Annotated in this window: 23 protein-coding genes; 12 read left to right on the forward strand and 11 right to left on the reverse strand. The window is 75.1% G+C overall.

Translation table 11 applies throughout. From position 1 onward, the window contains the following. Positions 1-51 precede the first annotated feature (51 nt). Positions 52-216, reverse strand: coding sequence for a hypothetical protein (locus ACFPK1_RS15205; RefSeq protein ID WP_378021766.1), 165 nt, complete (start codon positions 214-216; stop codon positions 52-54). Positions 217-468: 252 nt separating this feature from the next. On the opposite strand from ACFPK1_RS15205, the gene ACFPK1_RS15210 reads away from it, so the two are divergent. Further along, entirely contained in the window at positions 469-1,005 is a 537-nt protein-coding gene (locus ACFPK1_RS15210) for a hypothetical protein (protein WP_378021767.1), read from the forward strand. A gap of 9 nt (positions 1,006-1,014) precedes the next feature. Here the strand turns inward: ACFPK1_RS15210 and ACFPK1_RS15215 are convergent, their stop codons facing one another. Beyond that, positions 1,015-1,317, reverse strand: a complete 303-nt coding sequence (locus ACFPK1_RS15215) for a protealysin inhibitor emfourin (RefSeq protein ID WP_378021768.1) — start codon at positions 1,315-1,317, stop codon at positions 1,015-1,017. Beyond that, positions 1,314-2,516 carry a M4 family metallopeptidase gene (locus tag ACFPK1_RS15220; protein ID WP_378021769.1) on the reverse strand — a complete coding sequence of 401 codons (1,203 nt, stop codon included), beginning with the start codon at positions 2,514-2,516 and terminating at the stop codon, positions 1,314-1,316. The genes ACFPK1_RS15215 and ACFPK1_RS15220 overlap by 4 nt, the downstream gene beginning before the upstream one ends. A 334-nt stretch (positions 2,517-2,850) precedes the next feature. Here ACFPK1_RS15220 and ACFPK1_RS15225 point away from each other — a divergent pair, with 334 nt between their 5' ends. Both ACFPK1_RS15225 and ACFPK1_RS15230 read left to right on the forward strand, forming a co-directional pair. Continuing rightward, positions 2,851-3,183, forward strand: a complete 333-nt coding sequence (locus ACFPK1_RS15225) for a GYD domain-containing protein (RefSeq protein WP_378021770.1) — start codon at positions 2,851-2,853, stop codon at positions 3,181-3,183. Positions 3,184-3,226: 43 nt separating this feature from the next. Beyond that, positions 3,227-4,135 (forward strand): tetratricopeptide repeat protein, encoded by a 909-nt coding sequence (locus ACFPK1_RS15230; protein WP_378021771.1) that lies wholly within the window; start codon positions 3,227-3,229, stop codon positions 4,133-4,135. Between the two features lie 34 nt (positions 4,136-4,169). Here ACFPK1_RS15230 and ACFPK1_RS15235 read toward each other — a convergent pair whose 3' ends face one another. Further along, positions 4,170-4,544, reverse strand: coding sequence for a hypothetical protein (locus ACFPK1_RS15235; RefSeq protein WP_378021772.1), 375 nt, complete (start codon positions 4,542-4,544; stop codon positions 4,170-4,172). Positions 4,545-4,654: 110 nt separating this feature from the next. On the opposite strand from ACFPK1_RS15235, the gene ACFPK1_RS15240 reads away from it, so the two are divergent. From ACFPK1_RS15240 to ACFPK1_RS15250, 3 genes are all read left to right on the forward strand, one after another. Continuing rightward, a complete protein-coding gene (locus ACFPK1_RS15240; RefSeq protein WP_378021773.1) occupies positions 4,655-5,107 on the forward strand; it encodes a VOC family protein in 453 nt (150 codons plus the stop codon). Between the two features lie 178 nt (positions 5,108-5,285). Then, complete coding sequence (locus tag ACFPK1_RS15245) at positions 5,286-5,441, forward strand: hypothetical protein (protein ID WP_378021774.1); 156 nt, start codon at positions 5,286-5,288, stop codon at positions 5,439-5,441. Then, positions 5,438-5,710, forward strand: coding sequence for a hypothetical protein (locus ACFPK1_RS15250; protein WP_378021775.1), 273 nt, complete (start codon positions 5,438-5,440; stop codon positions 5,708-5,710). Before ACFPK1_RS15245 ends, ACFPK1_RS15250 begins: the two co-directional genes overlap by 4 nt. Before the next feature lie 66 nt (positions 5,711-5,776). Here the strand turns inward: ACFPK1_RS15250 and ACFPK1_RS15255 are convergent, their stop codons facing one another. The 4 genes from ACFPK1_RS15255 to ACFPK1_RS15270 all read right to left on the reverse strand — a co-directional run bounded on the left by ACFPK1_RS15255 (position 5,777) and on the right by ACFPK1_RS15270 (position 9,248). Then, the gene (locus ACFPK1_RS15255) at positions 5,777-5,932 is read right to left on the reverse strand and encodes a DUF6131 family protein (protein ID WP_274284104.1); all 156 of its coding nucleotides are present in this window, start codon (positions 5,930-5,932) and stop codon (positions 5,777-5,779) included. Positions 5,933-6,067: 135 nt separating this feature from the next. Then, the gene (locus ACFPK1_RS15260) at positions 6,068-7,042 is read right to left on the reverse strand and encodes an ATP-binding protein (RefSeq protein WP_378021776.1); all 975 of its coding nucleotides are present in this window, start codon (positions 7,040-7,042) and stop codon (positions 6,068-6,070) included. Next, on the reverse strand, positions 7,039-7,392 hold the full coding sequence (locus ACFPK1_RS15265; protein WP_378021777.1) for an STAS domain-containing protein: 354 nt from the start codon (positions 7,390-7,392) through the stop codon (positions 7,039-7,041). Before ACFPK1_RS15265 ends, ACFPK1_RS15260 begins: the two co-directional genes overlap by 4 nt. Continuing rightward, positions 7,389-9,248: a GAF domain-containing SpoIIE family protein phosphatase gene (locus ACFPK1_RS15270; RefSeq protein WP_378021778.1), complete on the reverse strand. Its 1,860-nt coding sequence runs from the start codon at positions 9,246-9,248 to the stop codon at positions 7,389-7,391. Before ACFPK1_RS15270 ends, ACFPK1_RS15265 begins: the two co-directional genes overlap by 4 nt. A gap of 173 nt (positions 9,249-9,421) precedes the next feature. Here ACFPK1_RS15270 and ACFPK1_RS15275 point away from each other — a divergent pair, with 173 nt between their 5' ends. Both ACFPK1_RS15275 and ACFPK1_RS15280 read left to right on the forward strand, forming a co-directional pair. Continuing rightward, a complete protein-coding gene (locus ACFPK1_RS15275; protein WP_378021779.1) occupies positions 9,422-9,841 on the forward strand; it encodes a YciI family protein in 420 nt (139 codons plus the stop codon). Further along, positions 9,814-11,109 (forward strand): RNA polymerase sigma factor, encoded by a 1,296-nt coding sequence (locus ACFPK1_RS15280; RefSeq protein ID WP_378021780.1) that lies wholly within the window; start codon positions 9,814-9,816, stop codon positions 11,107-11,109. Before ACFPK1_RS15275 ends, ACFPK1_RS15280 begins: the two co-directional genes overlap by 28 nt. 27 nt (positions 11,110-11,136) lie before the next feature. Here ACFPK1_RS15280 and ACFPK1_RS15285 read toward each other — a convergent pair whose 3' ends face one another. Continuing rightward, on the reverse strand, positions 11,137-12,684 hold the full coding sequence (locus ACFPK1_RS15285) for a long-chain-fatty-acid--CoA ligase (protein ID WP_378021781.1): 1,548 nt from the start codon (positions 12,682-12,684) through the stop codon (positions 11,137-11,139). A gap of 209 nt (positions 12,685-12,893) precedes the next feature. Here ACFPK1_RS15285 and ACFPK1_RS15290 point away from each other — a divergent pair, with 209 nt between their 5' ends. Next, positions 12,894-13,679: an enoyl-CoA hydratase-related protein gene (locus ACFPK1_RS15290; protein WP_378021782.1), complete on the forward strand. Its 786-nt coding sequence runs from the start codon at positions 12,894-12,896 to the stop codon at positions 13,677-13,679. Next, positions 13,676-14,827, forward strand: a complete 1,152-nt coding sequence (locus ACFPK1_RS15295; protein ID WP_378021783.1) for a TetR/AcrR family transcriptional regulator — start codon at positions 13,676-13,678, stop codon at positions 14,825-14,827. Before ACFPK1_RS15290 ends, ACFPK1_RS15295 begins: the two co-directional genes overlap by 4 nt. On the opposite strand, the gene ACFPK1_RS15300 is transcribed toward ACFPK1_RS15295, so the two are convergent. After that, the gene (locus ACFPK1_RS15300; RefSeq protein ID WP_378021784.1) at positions 14,824-15,462 is read right to left on the reverse strand and encodes a LysE family translocator; all 639 of its coding nucleotides are present in this window, start codon (positions 15,460-15,462) and stop codon (positions 14,824-14,826) included. The two genes, ACFPK1_RS15295 and ACFPK1_RS15300, sit on opposite strands and share 4 nt — an antisense overlap. Before the next feature lie 196 nt (positions 15,463-15,658). On the opposite strand from ACFPK1_RS15300, the gene ACFPK1_RS15305 reads away from it, so the two are divergent. Both ACFPK1_RS15305 and ACFPK1_RS15310 read left to right on the forward strand, forming a co-directional pair. Next, complete coding sequence (locus ACFPK1_RS15305; protein WP_378021785.1) at positions 15,659-16,009, forward strand: DUF3099 domain-containing protein; 351 nt, start codon at positions 15,659-15,661, stop codon at positions 16,007-16,009. A gap of 7 nt (positions 16,010-16,016) precedes the next feature. Then, complete coding sequence (locus ACFPK1_RS15310; protein ID WP_378021786.1) at positions 16,017-17,414, forward strand: MFS transporter; 1,398 nt, start codon at positions 16,017-16,019, stop codon at positions 17,412-17,414. Here ACFPK1_RS15310 and ACFPK1_RS15315 read toward each other — a convergent pair. Further along, the gene (locus ACFPK1_RS15315) at positions 17,411-17,911 is read right to left on the reverse strand and encodes a hypothetical protein (RefSeq protein WP_378021787.1); all 501 of its coding nucleotides are present in this window, start codon (positions 17,909-17,911) and stop codon (positions 17,411-17,413) included. The genes ACFPK1_RS15310 and ACFPK1_RS15315 overlap by 4 nt on opposite strands. Between the last annotated feature and the right edge of the window lie 11 nt (positions 17,912-17,922).

Here is a 17,922-nt window from a genome sequence, read left to right on the forward strand (position 1 = left end):
GCTGTCGCAAGCGCACCGAAGGCGGCTCCACCCCGCTTCCCGCGCCCGAGGCTAGGTCGAGGCCACCAGGATGCCGAGGAAGATCGCTACGAGGAACCACGTCACGCCGACGATGGCCTTCTCGCTGCCGCCTCCCGGACCACCGATCCGTCGGCGGAACGGCGCCACGATCGCCGCCCCGACGATGAACAGCACCGCGAACGTCCCCAGTGCCACAGCCGCCCCCCAGCGCTCGACCTTCGGAGATCCGCGGAGCGGATCACCGCAAGATCGGGACGCTACGGTCCTCCTGCGGAGATCTACAGGGCCTCGGCGATGACGGTGCGTTCGCCGGCCAGCGGGTGATCGAGACGCCCTGGCGCGGCTCGAGGGGCAATGGTCCGCCAGTCCCAGGTCGGCGGGCGCGGCCCGTCCGAGATCAGCCCGTCGCGGACCGGCCCTGACCGCCACTTGCCCTAGGTTCGCCGAGTGACCACTCAGCGCCAGCCGCGGAAGGCGGCTCTGGGTCTGCTGCGGGCCGCGGAGACCACCGACGACGAGGGGCGCACCGCCTTCGCCGTCGACGGTCGGGTGTTCGCGGTCCTGGACACGGCTCGGATCGTCGTCCTGTCGCTCCCCGACGCGGAGATCGACGCGATGATCGAGGCCCACCCCACGGCGGAGGCCGTGCACGAGAACGACCGGAGAACCGGCGTCCGTCTGGCCCTCGCCGACATCGACGGCCAGCAGCTCAATCAGTGGGTCCGGCGGGCGTGGGCAGCGCAGGCGCCGACGGCGCTCGCGGAGAACGCCGCCGCCGCGGCGTCCGCGGAACCCGGGGAGGTGGGCGATCTCCCGTCGGCGATCGGCCGGACCGCGACCCGCGCCCTCGCCGACCTCGGGATCACGACCATGGACCGCGTCGCGGCCATGTCCGACCGCGAGCTGCTCGCCATCCACGGCGTGGGGCCGAAGGCGGTCCGCCTGCTGCGCGCGCCGACGCAGCACCGGTCGGGCGACCGCTGAGCAGGCGACCTACCAGTGCCGGTGGAGCCGGCCGAGGAGGTCGGCGACGGCCGGGTCCATCGTCGAGTCGTAGGCCTTGATGACGGTCTGGTCCCCGTGGTCGTCGACGACGATGCGGTAGTTCTGCTCGTCGGGACGGGCGCGGTGCCCGGCGCCGTCGTGATCGGCCGCCCGCGCCACCGCGGTGCGGGCGGCGCCCTCGAGCTCGGCGGCGTCCGCGGACCCCAGCTCCGCGGTGTCGACGACCTTGTCGGGCTGCTGGCGCAGCACCGTGGCGGCGAACCCGCCCCGTTCGGTCACCGTGATCTTCATGCGCGGGCCTTCCGCAGGCCGTTCACCTCCTTGGTCAGGGCCTTGATCTGGCCGGCGAGCTCGTCGACGCGACTCGGCAGCGACGCCGCCGCGGCGGCGCCCGTCCCGTTGCTCGACGCACTGAGCCGCACCGACAGGGGCGACGCACCGCTGATCTTGATCTCGACTCCCTGCCACGCGGCGAAGACCGCCTGCTGCTCGGGGCTGCCCGTCCCGAACAGCTGGCCCGCCTTCGCGAAGGTGGTGTCGGCGAACGCCTGGAAGTCGGTGTCCGGCGACGAGGCCTTGAGCGCCTCGTACCAGATGACGCCCGGCGCCCCCCAGGAGTTCCCGCCGATCCCGGTGGCGGCGAGGTAGAAGGCCTTGTTCGGGATGCCGGAGTTGATGTGGACGCCGCCGTTGTCGTCCTCGTCGGTGTCGGGGAGGTTGAGGAACCTGCTCATGCGGTCGGGCTGGGGGTCCTTCCCGCCGAGCAACGGGGTGTCGTAGGCGGTGCCCGGTGCCTTCATCGAGCGCAGCGCGTCCGCCTCGACGCCCGGCGTGAAGATCTTCTCGCCGATCAGCCAGTCCGCCTGCGCGGCGGTCTGCCCGAGCTTCCACTGCTTCACCACGGAGCCGAACACGTCGGAGATCGACTCGTTCAGCGCCCCCGACTGGTTGTGGTAGTCCAGCCCGGCGGTGTGCTCGGTGACGCCGTGGGTGAGCTCGTGGGCGATGACGTCCAGCGCGCCCGTGAAGTCGCTGAACACGCGGCCGTCGCCGTCGCCGAACACCATCTCGCGGCTGTCCCAGAACGCGTTGTTGAACGCCTGGCCGTAGTGCACGTAGCCGTTCAGCCGCATTCCCTTGCCGTCGATGGAATTGCGCTGCAGGACCTGGGCGTAGAAGTCGCGGGTCGTGCCCAGGCCGTCGAACGCCGCGTTGACCGAGCCGTCGGCCACCGCCGGGTCGTCCTCTCCGCGCTCCACCGTCGCCTGCGCCAGGACCTTGCTCTGATGGCAGTCGGAGATCGTGCGGCGGCCGCCCGCCGGCGCGGCGACGGCGGCGATGGAGCGGGCCGTCCGCTCGCCGCGCAGGCGCGAGGTGCTGGTCAGTGTGGCCACGGCCGTGCGCCGGATCTCGCGGTCGTCGCTGTCGAGGAGCGCGTTCAGGATGTGCGGGGGAAGGATGCAGTTCACCGAACGACCGCGATTGCTCATTTTCCGGCTCCCAGGAGTGCGCCATCCCCGACGCCGCGCGCCCCGAGGTGTCGCACAGCGTGGACCGATCTCCGGGCGGGTTCTACCGCTGTTCGAACGACGCGGGGAGGCAGGGTGGACCCGACGTCACCGCCCCGCTACTCGACGCAGTTCCGGTCACCGTGGCGAGCGGTCCAGGAATGCGATGTGGAGTGCTTCCCGGGGCCGCGGGGCGCCGCGTGACGAGAACGCGCTCGTTCCGACACCCGTCTGCGCCGGCGGCGGCGGGACAGTGACAGGGCGCCACGTCCGCAGGGGGCGGCGTCGGCGCGTCGACGAGCGCCGGGGGTGCGGCATGGCCAAGTACGTCACGTTCTTCAGCTACACCGACGAGACGTGGGCGAAGATGATCGCCAACCCGAGTGATCGGAGGGCCGCGGTCCAGGCGGCGGCCGAGTCGCTGGGCGGGAACGTCGAGGCCGCCTACTTCATGTTCGGGTCGTACGACGGCTTCGTCATCACCGATCTCCCGGATTCGGCCAGGGCGGCGGGCCTGTCGATCGCGGTGTCCAGTACGGGTGCGATCCGCAGCCTCGAGACCCACGAGATCTTCGCCAGCTCCGACCTGCCGGCGGTGCTCGAGCGGGCCGCGGCCGTCCAGGGCGCCTATCGCGAGCCCGGCAGCTGAATCTCCGTCGCGATCGAGGCGGGCCCGCCGCGACCATGGGCCCGTGACCTCGACGGACCTCGAGCAGGAGCTCGCACGCTGGGAGGCGCTGAGCCTCGCCCGGCTGATCGGGCGCGACGCCCCGACGGCCGGCGACCCCGTGGCGTTCACGGCGTCGCGGGTCCGGATCGGCGCGGTGCTGCTGGCGGCGTGGTCCACCGACGTCGAGATCCGTGCGGCGCTGCGCCCGGTGTTCGAGGCGGCGGTGCCCGACCAGCGCGCCCTCCTCGCGCTCGGTGACATCGACACGTGGCTGCGCGACGGCCGTCTCGCCCGGGGCTGGTGGGTGCAGGCCGCGGCCGGCCCCGACCCGGAGCTCGCCGCGCTCGGGGCGTGGCGGGCCGGGCGGGCGGACCTGCGGGGCGGGCGACCGGACGACGCGCTGCCGCTCCTGCGGCAGGCCGACCTGGCCGGGATCCGGGAGGCGTCGCTGGCCCTCGGCCGGATCCTGGCGGACCGGGGGGAGCAGGACGCCGCGGACGGCGCGTTCCGGCGGGCCCGGACCGGCACGGACATCCTGCGCCTCGCCGAGGACCGCCTGCACGCCGACGACATCGACGGCGCGGAGCGAGAGCTCCTGGGCTTCACCGCGGGGTCGGCCGGCGAGCGCAGCTGGGAGTGCTCCGTCCGCGGCGAGATCGCCTTCGGTCGCGGTGACCTCGACGGGGCCGAGTCGTTCTTCGGGCTCGCGACCACCGCGCCGGGCGGCCGGGGTCGGCAGTGCGAGCTGCGACTCGCCCAGATCGCGATCGCGGAGGCCGACCCCGTGATGGCCCACCACTGGATCGCCCGTGCGATCGACGGCGACGACGCCGTGGCCGACCAGGCGCGCGTCCTCCTCGACCTCCACCGCGCCCTCGTCGAGCAGGGGGAGCGCATCGCCGACGGGGACGAGGAGCCGCCGTGGGAGTGAGCGCCGCTGTCCGCTCGCACGGCGGTGGCGGGGGTCAGACCAGCTCGCGGGCCAGACGCCGCGGCAGCCGCGCCACGACCTCGTGACCGAGCTCGCCGGGCGGCGGGAGCACGTCGAGGAAACCGGTCGCGATGATCGCGCGCATGACGTCGTCGCCGTCGCGGAACTCCTGCGCCAGCGCCACCACGACCCGGTCGGCCACGGCCCGCGAGCCGGCGACCGGCCCGAGCGACGCCGCGACGTACCAGTGGGCGAGCTCGGCCAGCAGCACCGTGGGCTCCACGTCGCCGTGCTGCTCGGCGTGCTCGCGCACCAGCGCCGCGGTCTGGGGCCCGGCGTCGACGAGCGCACGGGAGACGGCGAGCGCGACCGACGGTCGCGTGTGCCGACGTGCTCGCAGGCGCAGCATCCCTGCACCCTCGCGCCCGACCCCGACACGTCGCATCCGACTTTCTGTCGAGATCGCCGCCCCCGCTCCGTCCCCGGGGACAGGAACGGACGGACGAAGGAGGGCCCACCATGGCCGTCAGGCGGATGGACCACGTCGGCGTGGTCGTCGAGGACCTCGACGCGGCGACCGCGTTCTTCCTCGAGCTGGGGATGGAGCTCGAGGGCCGGATGCCGGCCGAGGGGGCGTGGGTCGACCGCGTCGTCGGGCTCGACGGCGTCAGCGTCGAGGTCGCGATGGTGCGGACGCCGGACGGTCACAGCAAGCTGGAGCTGACGCGGTTCCGGACGCCGACGGCGACCACCGCCGAGCCGAGCGCGCCCGCGAACACCATCGGTCTGCGCCGGCTGATGTTCGCCGTCGACGACATCCGGGACACCGTCGAGCGCCTCCGCGCCCACGGCGGCGAGCTCGTCGGCGAGATCGCGCAGTTCGAGGAGATGTTCCTGCTCTGCTACGTGCGCGGACCCGCGGGGATCATCGTCGCGCTGGCCGAGGAGCTGTCGCCGGCCCCGACCGCGTAGAAGTACCGACGCGACGCGGGCCTCGTCCCTGTGACCGTCGCGGTGTGCGCAATCGGTCCCTGGTCGCCGTGGTGCTGGTGGCCCTCGTGTGGTCCGCGGGTGTCGTCCCGGCGATCGGCGCTCGCGCTCGGGCGGAGCGCCGACGCCTATCTCGCGACCCAGGGACACGCAGTGGGACATGGCGCTGTGCCTGTGCGGCGCGCTCCTCGCCCGGCTGCTGCTCGCCCGCCGGCACGACCGCGACCTCGACGAACTCGACGACCTCGAGAAAGGAGCCGACGTGGGAACACTTCCGGGTCCCCGGACCGTCACAGCGGCATGGAGCGACAGATGATCCGGCACCCCGCGCCGCCGCGGGTGGAGGCGCCGGCGGGGCTGGCCGACGTGGGCGAGCTCGGCGAGCCCTGGGCGGCCGCCGCCTGGCAGCACGCCGTCGCGATCGCGGCCGGCTGGCGGGGCGAACCCACGTGGACGCCCTGGGGCTACCCGCCGCCCCTCCCGTACCACCTCATCCCCGCACCGCGGGGGCCCGTGACGCCCGCGCGGACCGACCCGGCCCCGCGCTGGATGCCGACCCGGCCGATCGGGATCGCGCCGGCCTGAGGCGGCTCCGCCGCACGTGAGTGAAATGGGTCGTCCTGACGACCCATTCCACTCACGTGCGGAGCATCAGAAGTAGGTCTTGCGACCACCGACCCCACGACCGGCCGCCCCCAGCAGGGTGAGGACGAGTCCGACGACCAGCAGGATCGCGCCGATCGTGTAGAGGATCGAGATCCCGAGGATGTATCCCAGGATGATGAGGATGACGCCGAGGACGATCACCGAATGGCCTCCTTGGTGGCGCGGGGCCGTTTGCGCGGCACCCGGCCGACACGTGTCGCGCAGCCGCCGGGTTCTCGACGACCGCGCGGCTGAGCAGACCGCACGGCGGCGCCCGTGGGGGGAGCAAACGGGGAACTAATTTCCCGCCCTGTCACCGATCTCGAGGCGCACGTGGGTACCGCCGGGGCCGGTCCACAGGTGCAGCACGTCGGTGAGCTGTCGGGCGAGCCACACACCCCGCCCTCGTACCGACCGCGTCTCGGGGCAGCGCAGCCCGGGCGTCGTGGTGGTCATCCGCCCGGGGTCGCTGATCTGCGCGACGAGCCGGCCGGGCCGCGTCCACCACGACAGCGAGCCGTGCCCCGGGCCGTGCTCGACGCTGTTGCTGGCCAGCTCGCCGACCGCGAGGACGAGGCCGTCGAGCTGCTCGTCGTCGAGGCCGGCCTCCTCGCCGCGGCGGTGGGTCTCGCGCCGGATCTCGCGCAGCGCGCCGGCGCCCGCGAACGTCGTCACGTGCTCCGGCGGGCCGAGCTCGGGTGCGGGCGGGGCGGGGACGGCGGTGAGCACCGTCTCGGGGGAGCGGTAACGCGGGTTCGGGCTCGCCGTCGCCCCGACGTAGAGCTCGGGATGGTTCCAGTAGAGGAAGCGCTCGGCGTCCTCGAGGGCGCGGGTGGCGTCGCACAGGCAGAGCAGGGTCACCGGGAGACCGCGCAGCGCCAGGTTCGAGCTCGCGTCCAGGGCGCTCCAGGCGTCCGGGTCGCCGGTCGCGGTGCTGTCGCTGAGGACCAGGGCCGCACGCCCGCCCGCCGTCATCTCGCGCAGCGTCGAGGCGCGCCGCGCCGCGGTCGTCTGCCCGCTGTAGGTGTAGGGCTGCGCCGGCTCCCCGAACACGACGCCCGCGACCGCGTCGCCGAGGTGGCGGGTGATCGCCGCGCGGACGACGTCGTCGACGACGGCGAGCACGAGGTCGCCGCGGGTCAGCGCCTCCTCGAGCACCGGGGCGAGCGTGGCGACGAGGCCGTCGACGTCGTGGTAGTTGATCGCGAGGTGGCGGAACGGGTCCGCCGTCCCGTCGGTCGGCGGGGCGGGACGATCGGGGGCGGCGGTCACGTGGGCGAGCCTTCGGGGGAGTCCCGGTCGAGCACCTCGAGGCGGGTGGTGAGCCCGAGGATGTCGAACATGCGCCGGGTCTGACCGTGGCCGAGACGCACCGCGAGGCGCCGGTGCGCCGCCTCGGCGCCGTGCTGGGCGAGCAGCACCAGGCGCACGCCGCACGACCCGACGTACTCGAGCCCCGAGAGGTCGAGGACGAGGACCGGCGGGGCCTCGGCCTCGGCCGCCGCGACCTGGTCCTGGGCCGCGGCGAGGGTGTCGTTGTCGAGCTCGCCGCGCAGCGCCAGCACCAGCTGGCCGTCGTGCGACATGCGGTCCACCTCCAGGACGGCGCGGGGCTCGGTCACGGCTGTGCCCGGACCACGAGGAGCGCGACGTCGTCGCGCAGCCGCCCGCGCTGGAAGTCCGAGATCGCGGCGAGGACGCCGTCGGCGAGGGCGTCGGCGGGCCGGCCGGCCAGGCCCGCGACCACGGCCGCGAGCCGTTCGGGACCGAAGAAGCCCGCCGGGCCGCGGGCCTCGGTGACGCCGTCGGTGTAGAGCACCAGGGTGTCCCCGGGATCGAGCCGGATGTCGATCTCCGGGAGGTCGACGTCGCCGAACACCCCGACGAGGGTGCCCGGCAGGTCGATCCACTCGAGGCGGTCGCCGCGGAGGACGAGACCCGGCGGGTGGCCGCCGTTGACCAGGGTGACGGCGACGCCGCCGGCGTCGGGCGTCACGGCCGCGTGGGCGATGGTTGCGAACCGCGCCCGCGCCTCGCCGTGCTGGCGCAGCATCGCGGTGTTCACCCGCCGCAGCACCTCCGCCGGCCCCAGCCCGTGGCGGACCTCGGCGTGCACGGTGTGGCGGATGAGCGAGGTGAGCGCGGCGGCCTGCGGGCCCTTGCCGCAGACGTCGGCGACGGTCAGCGCCCAGCGTCCGTGCTCCTCGTCGGGGTGGACGTCGTAGAGGTCGCCGCCGACGTAGACGTCGGTGAGGTCCGGATCGGGCGGCAGATAGCGCCCGGCGCACGACACCCCCGGGATGTCCGGCAGCTCGCTGGGCAGCAGGGCGGTCTGCAGGGTGCGCGCGACCAGGCGCTGCTGCTCGTAGAGCGCGGCGTTGTCGATGGCGAGGGCGGCCGTCGCGGCGAGCTGACCCACGAACGTCAGGTCCTCCTCGCCGAAGCGCCGCCCCGACTCGGCCTGCACCAGCGTCAGCGCGCCGAGGCTGCGCCCACGGACCAGCAGCGGCATGACGATCGCCGAGCGCATCCCGAGCTCGCGGATCAGCGCGAGGTGGGTGGCGTCGACCGCGGAGGCGACGAGGAGCGCGTCGGGCACGTCCGGCAGGACGACGGGGACGCCGGTGCGGGCCACCTCGACCGCGCCGCCGCGCGCCTCGGGGTCCTGGGGGTAGCGCCGTTCGAGGCGGTCGACGAACTCGATCTTCTCGGGATCCAGGTGCGCGACGGCGACCTTCTCGACGCGCGATCCGCGCACGAGGTGCACCGCCGACCAGTCCGCGATCCCCGTGACGGCGAGGTCGGCGAGCTGGCGCAGGCGCTCCTCCACCGACAGCGGCGCCTCCATGAGACTGCTCGCCTGCGCCAGGAACGCCATGCGGTCGCGCTCGCGCTCGGCCGTGGCGCGCGCCGCACGCTCGGCGGCGTAGAGCCGGGCGCGGTCGAGCGCCTGGGCGCACAGCGACGCGACGGTCAGCAGGAACTCGCGCTCGGCGAGGTCGAAGGCGCGGGGCCGGTAGAAGCTGAAGACCACGGCGCCGAGGTCACGCTCCTCGACGCGCAGGGGAAGGACGGCGGATGCCTCGTGGCCCTGCGACACCCCGAGCGGCGCCATCTCGGGGTAGCGCACGTGCCACTGCTCGGTGTCCTCGAGCCAGACCGGCTCGCCGGTGAGGACCGCGTCCGACATCGGGCGCCCGCGGTGCAGCGGCACCTCGGCGTAGGGCCGCGTGTCGCCCGGCCAGCCGTGCGTGTGCAGCGACTCCATGACGTCCGTGCCCTCGCGCCGCCCGTAGGCCGCGCAGGCGTCGGCGCCGATGAGGGTGGCCGCGGTCGTGGCGGTGAGCCGACCGATGTCGGCGGGGGTGAGCGCGCGGGAGAGCTGCTCGGTGAGCTGCTGGATGCCCGCCGCCCGCGCCGTCGTGGCGTCCAGGGCCGACGCGGCTACGTTCAGTAGCTCATGGGCGTCCGCGGTCACCCGGCGGACTCTAACCGTCGGGACGTCGTCCGGACAGGGACCGATCCCGGTGACAGCAGGTGATCAATCGGGTGACGGGAGAAGTTCCGCGGATCCGCTGTCGATCCGCGCGGAGGCCGCTCGACCTGTGGGTGCCAGGGTCCGACCAGGGACCCCGACGAAGGAGACACGCCGTGAAGTACATGCTGATCATGCGGGCCACCGACCAGGCCTACGCGTCGATGGCGGACGTCGACATGGACGAGATGATCGAGCTGATGGGCCGGTTCCAGGAGGAGATGCTCCGGGCCGGCGTGCTGCTCGCCGCCGAGGGCCTCGAGGACCCGGCGGAGACGGTCGTGGTCGACCACGGCTCCGAGCCGCCGGTCGTCACCGACGGCCCCTACGGCGAGACCAAGGAGCTGTTCGGCGGCTTCTACCTGCTCAACGTGGCCTCGCGCGAGGAGGCCGTCGAGTGGGCGAAGCGCGCCCCCGGCACGGGTCCCGGCTTCAAGACCGAGATCCGGCGCGTCTCGTCGATCGACGAGTTCCCCCAGGACAACCCGTGGATCCAGAAGGAGCGGGCGTGGCGCGAGGCGACCGGGCAGCTCTGAGCGGCCGTGACGCGGTGGGCGCGGTGTGGCGGATCGAGTCGCCGCGGATCGTCGGCGCGCTCGCCCGCTACACCGGCGACTTCGCGCTCGCCGAGGACCTCGCGCAGGAGGCCCTGGCGGAGGCCCTCGTGACGTGGCCGCGCGACGGCGTGCCGCGCGAGCCCGCGGGGTGGCTCCTCACGGTCGGGCGGCGGCGCGCCATCGACGCGTTCCGCCGCCGCGCCGGCCGCGACGAGCGCTACGCCGCCCTCGCCCACGGGCTGGGCGAGGGCGGCGCGGCGACGGGGGGTGAACCGGTGCCCGAGGGCGACGATCTCCTCTTCGACCCCGACCGCATCGACGACGACGTCCTCGCGCTGATCTTCGTCTCCTGCCACCCGGTGCTCTCGCGCGAGGCCCGGGTGGCGCTGACGCTGCGGGTGGTCGGCGGGCTCACCAGTGACGAGATCGCGCGGGCGTTCCTCGTCCCGACGGCCACCGTGCAGGCCCGGATCACCCGGGCGAAGAAGACGCTCGGTGCCGCCGGGGTGCCGTTCGGGGTGCCGCCGGCGGCCGAGCGCGGCGAGCGGCTCGGGTCGGTGCTCAACGTGATCTACCTGATCTTCACGGAGGGGTCGTCCGCGAGCTCCGGTGACGCCCTGATCCGCGTCGACCTCGCCGCGGAGGCGCGGCGGCTCGCCCGGGTGCTGGCCCGCCTCGTCCCGGACCACGCCGACGTGCACGGCCTGCTCGCGCTGCTCGAGCTGACCGCGGCCCGCTTCCCGGCGCGGACCGGGCCCGACGGGGAGCCGGTGCTCCTGGAGGACCAGGACCGCCGGCGCTGGGACGTGGCCGCCATCGGGCGGGGCCGGGCCGCGCTGGCCCGCGCGCAGGGGCTCGGGCGGGGCCTCGGCGCCTACGGGTTGCAGGCCGCGATCGCCGAGTGCCACGCGGTCGCCCCGTCGGTGCCGGGCACCGACTGGGAGCGGATCGTGCTGCTCTACGAGGCGCTGGGGCGACTCGCGCCGTCCCCGGTGGTGGACCTCAACCGGGCCGTGGCGGTCTCGATGGCGCAGGGCCCGGCGGCCGCACTGCCGATCGTCGACGGGCTGGCGGACGCGGAGGTCCTCGCGGGCTCCCACCTGCTGCCGAGCGTGCGCGGGGAGCTGCTCATCCGGCTGGGACGGCCGGCCGAGGCGCGCCAGGCCCTGGAGCTCGCCGTCGCGCGCTGCGGCAACGAACGTGAGCGGGGCGTGCTCCGGGGCAAGATCGCCGCCCTCGACGCGTGAGGGAGACGGGCGTTCGCGCGCACCGGGTCAGGACACGCCGCGGTCGGCGGACGACCAGTGCTCCGCGCGCAGGTCGCGCTTGAGGATCTTCCCCGCGCCGGAGATCGGGAGGGCGTCGCGCAGCTCCACCGTGCGCGGGGCCTTGTAACCCGCGATCAGGCCCTTGACGTGCTCGCGCAGCTGGTCGGCGCTCGGCGCGGCGCCCGCCACGGGCACGACCACCGCGTGCACGCGCTCGCCCCACTCGTCGTCGGGCACGCCGATCACCGCGCAGGACGCGACGTCGGGGTGCTTGGCCAGGGCGTTCTCCACCTCGACCGAGTACACGTTCTCGCCGCCCGAGACGATCATGTCCTTGATCCGGTCGACGACGTAGACGTAGCCCTCGTCGTCCATCCGGCCGCCGTCGCCGGTGTGCATCCAGCCGCCGCGCAGCGCGCTCGCGGTCTCGTCGGGGCGGTTCCAGTAGCCGAGCATGACGTGCGGTCCGCGGCTGACGATCTCGCCGACCGTGCCGTACGGGACCTCCTCGTCGTTCTCGTCGACGATCCGGACCTCGGCGTGCGGCGCCGCGCGCCCGGCCGAGCGCCGCAGCCGGTCGACGCCGTGGTCGACGGGCCGGAGCAGGGTCGCGACCGGCGACAGCTCGGTCATGCCGTAGGCCTGCGTGAACTCGGCGGCGGGCAGGCGCTTGGCCGCCCGCTCGAGCACGGCCTCGGAGATCGGCGAGGCGCCGTACAGCAGGTGGCGCAGACTGGTGAGGTCGGCGTCGGCGGCCTCGGGCGCGTCGACCAGCATCTGGATCATCGTCGGCACGAGCAGGACGTCGGTGACCTCGTGCGCCGCGATCGCCGCGGCCACGCCGGCCGGCGTGAACATCGGGACGATGACGTGGGTGCCGCCGGTGACGTTGCGCGCCACCCAGGAGGCGCCGTCGGCGAGGTGGAACATCGGCGCGGCGTGGAGCAGGCGCCCGCCCGGGGTCATGAAGTCGCCGCTCGCCGCGCTGCCGAGCGCGGACGCGAGCAGGTTCGCGTGGCTGAGCACCACGCCCTTCGGCGTGCCGGTGGTGCCGCCGGTGTAGTAGATGCCGTACGGGTCGTCGCGCCCGCGGCGCGCGTCGGGCACCGGCTCGTGCTCGGCGAGGAGCGCCTCGAAGCCGACCATGCCCTCGGGCACCTCGCCGTCGCCGCTGTAGACGATCGTCCGCAGCACCGGGGCTCCGGCGCGGATCGCCGGGACCGCGGGCACGAAGGCATCGTCGACGACGAGGATCGCCACCTGCGCGTCCTCGAGCGAGAACGCGATCTCCGCCGGGCTCCACCGGATGTTGACCGGGGTGACGACGCCGCCGGCCCACGGCACCGCGAACAGGTACTCGTGGAAGCGGTCGGAGTTCAGCGAGAGCATCGCGACCCGGTCGCCGGGCCCGACCCCGAGCGCCTGCAGCGCGCCGGCGAGACGGGCCACGCGGTCGCGGCACTGCGCCCACGTCCGGACGCGCTCGCCGGCGATCGTCGCGGGCAGGTCGGGGGTCTGCTGGGCGGCGCGGTGCAGCGCCTGGGTGATCTCCACGTCCGGTCCTCCCGTCGGCGCGGTTGCCGCGCTATGTGAACCGTGATTAGCTCAAGTCCAGCGACAGTGAAGCACGTCACCCGCGGCCGCGGAAGCGTCCGCCGGGAGGAGAACGGGATGATCCGGGCGTTCGAGGACGGTGTCCCGACATGACCGTCACGGCACGTGAACCGTCGTTCACTTCCCGTGGCGGCCCGGATGATGGCGTCGTGCACCTGGGCGTGGCGGACGGGGTCGCGACGCTCGTGCTGGACCGCCCGCCCCGCAATGCGCTGACCGCCGGGTTCGCCGACACCCTGGTGGCGGCGCTCGGGGCGTGCGGAGGCGACGCCCGGGTGCGCGTGGTGGTGGTGACCGGCGCGGGGGAGGCGTTCAGCGTCGGTGCCGACCTCACCGGGGGCCCGGACGCGCTGCGCCGGCTGATCGCCGAGGACGGCGGCGACCGGCCCGGCTACCGGGAGCCCGCGGGCCGCGTCACGGCGGCGATGGCCCGGCTCGACGTACCCGTGGTCGCCGCGCTGAGCGGCGACGCGGTCGGGGGTGGCGCCACCGTGGCGCTCGGCGCCGACGTGCGCTTCGCCGCCACCGGCACGCGCGTCGGCTTCCCGTTCACCCGCCTCGGCGTCAGCCCGGAGGGCGCCTCGACGTTCCTGCTGCCCCGGGTCGTCGGCGCGGGACGGGCGGCGGACTGGCTGCTCTCCGGGCGTCTCGTCGAGGCCGGCGAGGCCCTCGCCGCGGGGTTCCTCGGCGCGGTCGTCGACGACGTCGTCGGGCACGCGACCGGCTGGGCGCGCGCGGTCGCCGAGCGCACCTCGCCGTCCGCGGTCGCCGCCACCCGGACGCTGCTGCGTGCCCTCCCGGCCGACGCCGACGCCGCCTCGGCGGCGGAGAGCCGCACGATCACCCGGCTCATCGGCGAGCCCGACTGCACGGAGGGCATCGCCGCCTTCCTCGAGCGCCGGCGCCCGCACTTCGCGCCGCGGGCCCCCGGGTGACCGACACGCCCGTGCGCCGCCGCCCGCGCGACCGGCGCCGGCAGATCCTCGCGGCCGCGGCGGCGCTGTTCTGGTCCGAGGGCTACCACCGGGTCGGAATGGCGGACGTCGCGACAGCGGTCGGCATCGCCCCGAGCGCGCTCTACCGGCACGTGCGGGGCAAGCAGGAGCTCCTGCTCGCGATCCTCGACGAGCACCTCGCCCGCATCGAGGGCCTGGTCGCCGCGCCCGACGGCGACCTCGTGGCGGGTCTCGCCGCGCTGACCCTCGAGCGCCGCGAGTTCGGCCTGCTCTGGGAGCGCGAGGCCGGTCACCTGCCCGCCGAGGAGAGCCGCGCGATCCGCCACCGGCTGCGCGACGTGGCCGCCGTCGTCGCCGCCGCGGGCGCCGAGCCGGACGCGGCGACCGCCGAGCTGCGTGCCTGGGCGGCGATGTCGGTGATCGACAGCCCGGCGCACCACCGGTGGGCGCTGCCGGGCGACCGGTTCGGCGACCTGCTCGCCGGCGCCGCGCGGGCGGTGCTCACGGCGCCGTTGCCGCCGGCGACCGGACCGGCGGCCGCGGCCGCCCGCCCCGGCGCGCTGGCGCCGGCGTCGCGTCGGGAGGCGCTGCTCGCCGCCGCCACCCGGCTCTTCGGCGAGCACGGCTACCCGGCGGTGGGGCTCGGCGACATCGGCGCGGCGGCGGGCATCGCGGGCCCCAGCGTCTACCGGCACTTCGCCACCAAGACCGACCTGCTGCTGGCCGTCCTGTACCGGGGGAACGAGGCGCTGTGGCTCGGCCTGCACCACGCGCTCGCCCGGGCCGTCGACGCCGACGACGCCCTGACCCGCCTCGCCGCCGACTACACCGCCTTCGTCGCCGAGAACCCCGAGATCGTCAGCGTGCTCGTCTCGCAGACCATCCACCTGCCCGCCGAGCCCCGCGACGAGCTGCGGCGCTCGCAGCGCGCCTACCTCGCCGAGTGGGTCGCGCTGCTGACCGCGGCCCGCCCCGGGCTCCCGGCGGCCGAGGCCCGCGTGCTCGTCCACGCCGCGCTCGCGCTGATCAACAGCCTGGTGCGCGTGCATCACCTCGCGCTGCGCCCCGGCGCCCGGGCGCGCACGGCGGCGCTGGCCGGGAGCGTGCTGCGGCCCCCGGTGTCCTAGGCCGCGCGGGAGGTGGTCGCCAGCCCCGCGCCCAGCCCGATCATCGCGACGCCGCCCGCGCCGCCGAGCACCGACAGCCGTCGCGGCGAGCGCGCGAACCAGGCCCGCGCGGTACCCGCGCCGAGCGCCCAGGCGCTGTCGAAGGCGAGGCCGATCGACGTCATGATCACGCCGAGCAGGAGGATCTGGGGTGCGGTCGCGGCGCCGGGGTCGATGAACTGCGGCAGGAACGCGATGAGGAAGAGCGCGCTCTTGGGGTTGAGCAGCCCCACGACGACGCCGTCGACGCCCGAGCGCCACCACCCGGGCAGCGCCGGGGTCGCCGTCGGCGACGCGAGGGCGGCCGCGGTGGCGTGGCGGTGGCGGATCGCAGTCACGCCGAGCAGCACCAGGTAGGCCGCGCCGGCGAACTTCACCACCGTGAACGCCGCCGCCGACTGCGCGAGCACCGCGCCGAGCCCGGCGCCGACGGCGAGGACCTGCAGGCCGATGCCGAGCGCGTTGCCGGCCACCGAGCACAGCGCGCGGCGGCGCCCGGCGGCGAGCGCGCGGCTCACGGCGAACACGACGCTCGGGCCCGGGACGGCGATGACGATCGCGCAGGCGACCACGAAGGCGAGCAGGTGATCGGGCACGTCCCGGAGCCTGGTCCGCCCGGCGCGCGCGGTCCAGGGAATTCCCGCGAGGCCGGTGACCGGACGCACCGCGCCACCGCGGGGGCGACCGGAAGGCCGCGGGGACCCGTGACGTTGAGACCGATGCCGGCCCGAGATCGCGCCGAGATCGTCGGACCGGGTGTCCGGACAACGGAGTCCGGAGAGGAGTCGTTCGTTGCGACGTCACGAGAGCAGTCCCGTCCTGATCACCGGCGCGGCCGTCTCCCCCGCGGAGGAGTTCGCGGCGCGCCGGCGTCGCTACTCACTGATCATGTCCCTGCGCATCCCGTGCCTCGTGGTGGCCGGGGTGCTCGCCCTCGGGTTCGGGTGGACCGTCGCGGCCGCGGTGCTCGTCATGCTGTCGGTGCCGCTGCCGTGGATGGCGGTGCTGATCGCGAACGACGGCCCGCCCCGCAAGGCGGAGAAGGTCGCCCGCTATCGCAGTGACCGAATCCTCGAGACCCGCCCGGCCCGGGCGATCGAGCCCGGGCAGGTCATCGACGTGCCCACCGACCGGGCGGCGTGACCGGTCGATGAGCGAGGAGCAGGGCGGTTCGTGGGCGCAGATGGTCGCGCCCGGACGTCGCGGAGCCGTGACGGTGCTGGCCGGCGGCACGCTGATGTTCGCGATCGACACCTACGTCACCGCGAGCCTCCTGCCCTCGGCGGTCGCCGAGATCGGCGGCGCCTCGTTCTACGCCTGGCCCACCACCCTGTTCCTGCTCGCCGCCGTCGTCGCCTCGTCGCTGACCAGCCGGGTGCTGGCGACGGTGCCGGCGGCGCGGGCCTACCTCGCCGCGCTGGGGGTGTTCGCCCTCGGCGCGCTGGTCGACGCCCTCGCCCCGTCGATGGCCGTGCTCCTGGCCGGGCGGGTGGTGCAGGGCCTCGGCGGCGGCCTGCTCGCCGCCATGGGCTACGCCCTCATCCGCGTCACGCTGCCCCGCACGCTGTGGACGCGCGGCAGCGCGGTGATCGCCGCGATGTGGGGCGTGGCGCTGATCGTCGGGCCCGGCCTCGGCGGGGTGCTCGCCGAGGCGGGGCAGTGGCGCTGGGCGTTCGGCGCCCTCGTCATCGGCAGCCTCGTCATCGCCGCGATCGTGCCGTCGGCGCTGCGCCGCGCCCGCGCCCCGATCTCGCCCGGCCCGTTCCCGGTCGGCTCGGTGCTGCTCGTCGGGGCCGCCGCGGCCGTGCTCAGCGTCGCCGGGCTGGCCGCCACCCCGCTGGTCGCGGGCCTCGGGCTGCTCCTCGCGCTGGCGCTCCTCGTGCTCTTCGTCGTCCACGAGCGGCGCACGTCGGCCGCCGTGCTCCCGCGCGCGACGTTCCGGCCCGGCTCGCCGCTGCGCTGGATCTACGGACTGATGGCGGTGCTGGTGGGCGTCTCGGGGGTCGAGGCGTTCGTGCCGCTCGTCGGCCAGCAGGTCGCCGGCCTCACCCCGGTGCTCGCGGGCTTCCTCGGCGTGGCGCTGGGCGCCGGCTGGGTCCTCGGCGAGATGGTCAGCGCGTCGGCCGGCCGCGCACGGCCCCGGGTCCTGGCCGGGCCGGTGCTGCTCGCGGCCGGCACCGTCCTGGTCGCGGTCAGCCTGCTGACGTTCGACGGCCCCGTCGGCGTGGTGCTGTGGGCGGTCGGGCTGCTCGCGGGCGGCGCCGGCATCGGCACCGCGTGGCCGCACCTCGCCGCGTCGGCGATCGGCGGCGCGGACCCGTCCCCCGGCTCCGAGGCCGCGCAGGACGAGAGCGAGGCCGACAAGGCGTCCGCGGCCGTGACGACCGTGCAGATGCTCGCCGTCTCGGTCGGCACGGCGCTCGGCGGCGTGGGGCTCGCCCTCGGCGGCACCGACCCGCTCGCCTCGGCGCGCTGGCTGTTCGCGACCTTCGCGATCGTCGCGGTGGTCGGCGCGCTGGCGGCCCGCCCGGCGTCACGGGGCGTCTAGCGCAGGATCTCCACGAGCAGCGCCCAGGCGTTCACCAGCCCGCCGGCGAGGGCGAGCGCGACGGCGGCCGGGAGCCAGTACAGCCCGCCGAGCGACTCGGTGAGCAGCCCGATCGCGGCGATCACGGGCGTGACGCCGACCACGACCGACGGGACGAGGTTCGTGGCCACCCAGGAGGTCATCGGCTGCTCGCCGGCGCGGGCGCTCGGGCGGGCGAGGTAGCCGAGCGAGGGCACGGTCACCGCGGAGATCACGAGCAGTTCGATCGCGAGCGCGAGCTCCGGCTGGCCGGGCACCAGCAGCGCCAGCGAGATGAACACGGGCAGCGCCAGCAGGATCAGGGCCTGGGCGGCCCGTCCGGCGATCCCGCGCCCGGCGAGGATCGTCTGGATGTTGATCGACACGGCGACGAAGAGCAGGCCGGCGAGCGCGGCGGCGGCGCCGGCCATCCCGGCGGCGAAGTCGGACCACGGCTCGGCGTCGTAGGCGGCGTCCACGACGGGGAGTC

The sequence above is a fragment of the Actinomycetospora rhizophila genome, assembly GCF_042657905.1.
In the GTDB taxonomy this organism is placed as follows: Bacteria; Actinomycetota; Actinomycetes; order Mycobacteriales; family Pseudonocardiaceae; genus Actinomycetospora; species Actinomycetospora rhizophila.

Coding starts and splice junctions, on each gene's coding strand:
- ACFPK1_RS15215 (WP_378021768.1), bottom strand. CDS start 1,317: ATGAAGATCACGGTGACCGAACGGGGCGGGTTCGCCGCCACGGTGCTG.
- ACFPK1_RS15220 (WP_378021769.1), bottom strand. CDS start 2,516: ATGAGCAATCGCGGTCGTTCGGTGAACTGCATCCTTCCCCCGCACATC.
- ACFPK1_RS15225 (WP_378021770.1), top strand. CDS start 2,851: ATGGCCAAGTACGTCACGTTCTTCAGCTACACCGACGAGACGTGGGCG.
- ACFPK1_RS15235 (WP_378021772.1), bottom strand. CDS start 4,544: ATGCTGCGCCTGCGAGCACGTCGGCACACGCGACCGTCGGTCGCGCTC.
- ACFPK1_RS15240 (WP_378021773.1), top strand. CDS start 4,655: ATGGCCGTCAGGCGGATGGACCACGTCGGCGTGGTCGTCGAGGACCTC.
- ACFPK1_RS15245 (WP_378021774.1), top strand. CDS start 5,286: ATGGCGCTGTGCCTGTGCGGCGCGCTCCTCGCCCGGCTGCTGCTCGCC.
- ACFPK1_RS15250 (WP_378021775.1), top strand. CDS start 5,438: ATGATCCGGCACCCCGCGCCGCCGCGGGTGGAGGCGCCGGCGGGGCTG.
- ACFPK1_RS15310 (WP_378021786.1), top strand. CDS start 16,017: ATGAGCGAGGAGCAGGGCGGTTCGTGGGCGCAGATGGTCGCGCCCGGA.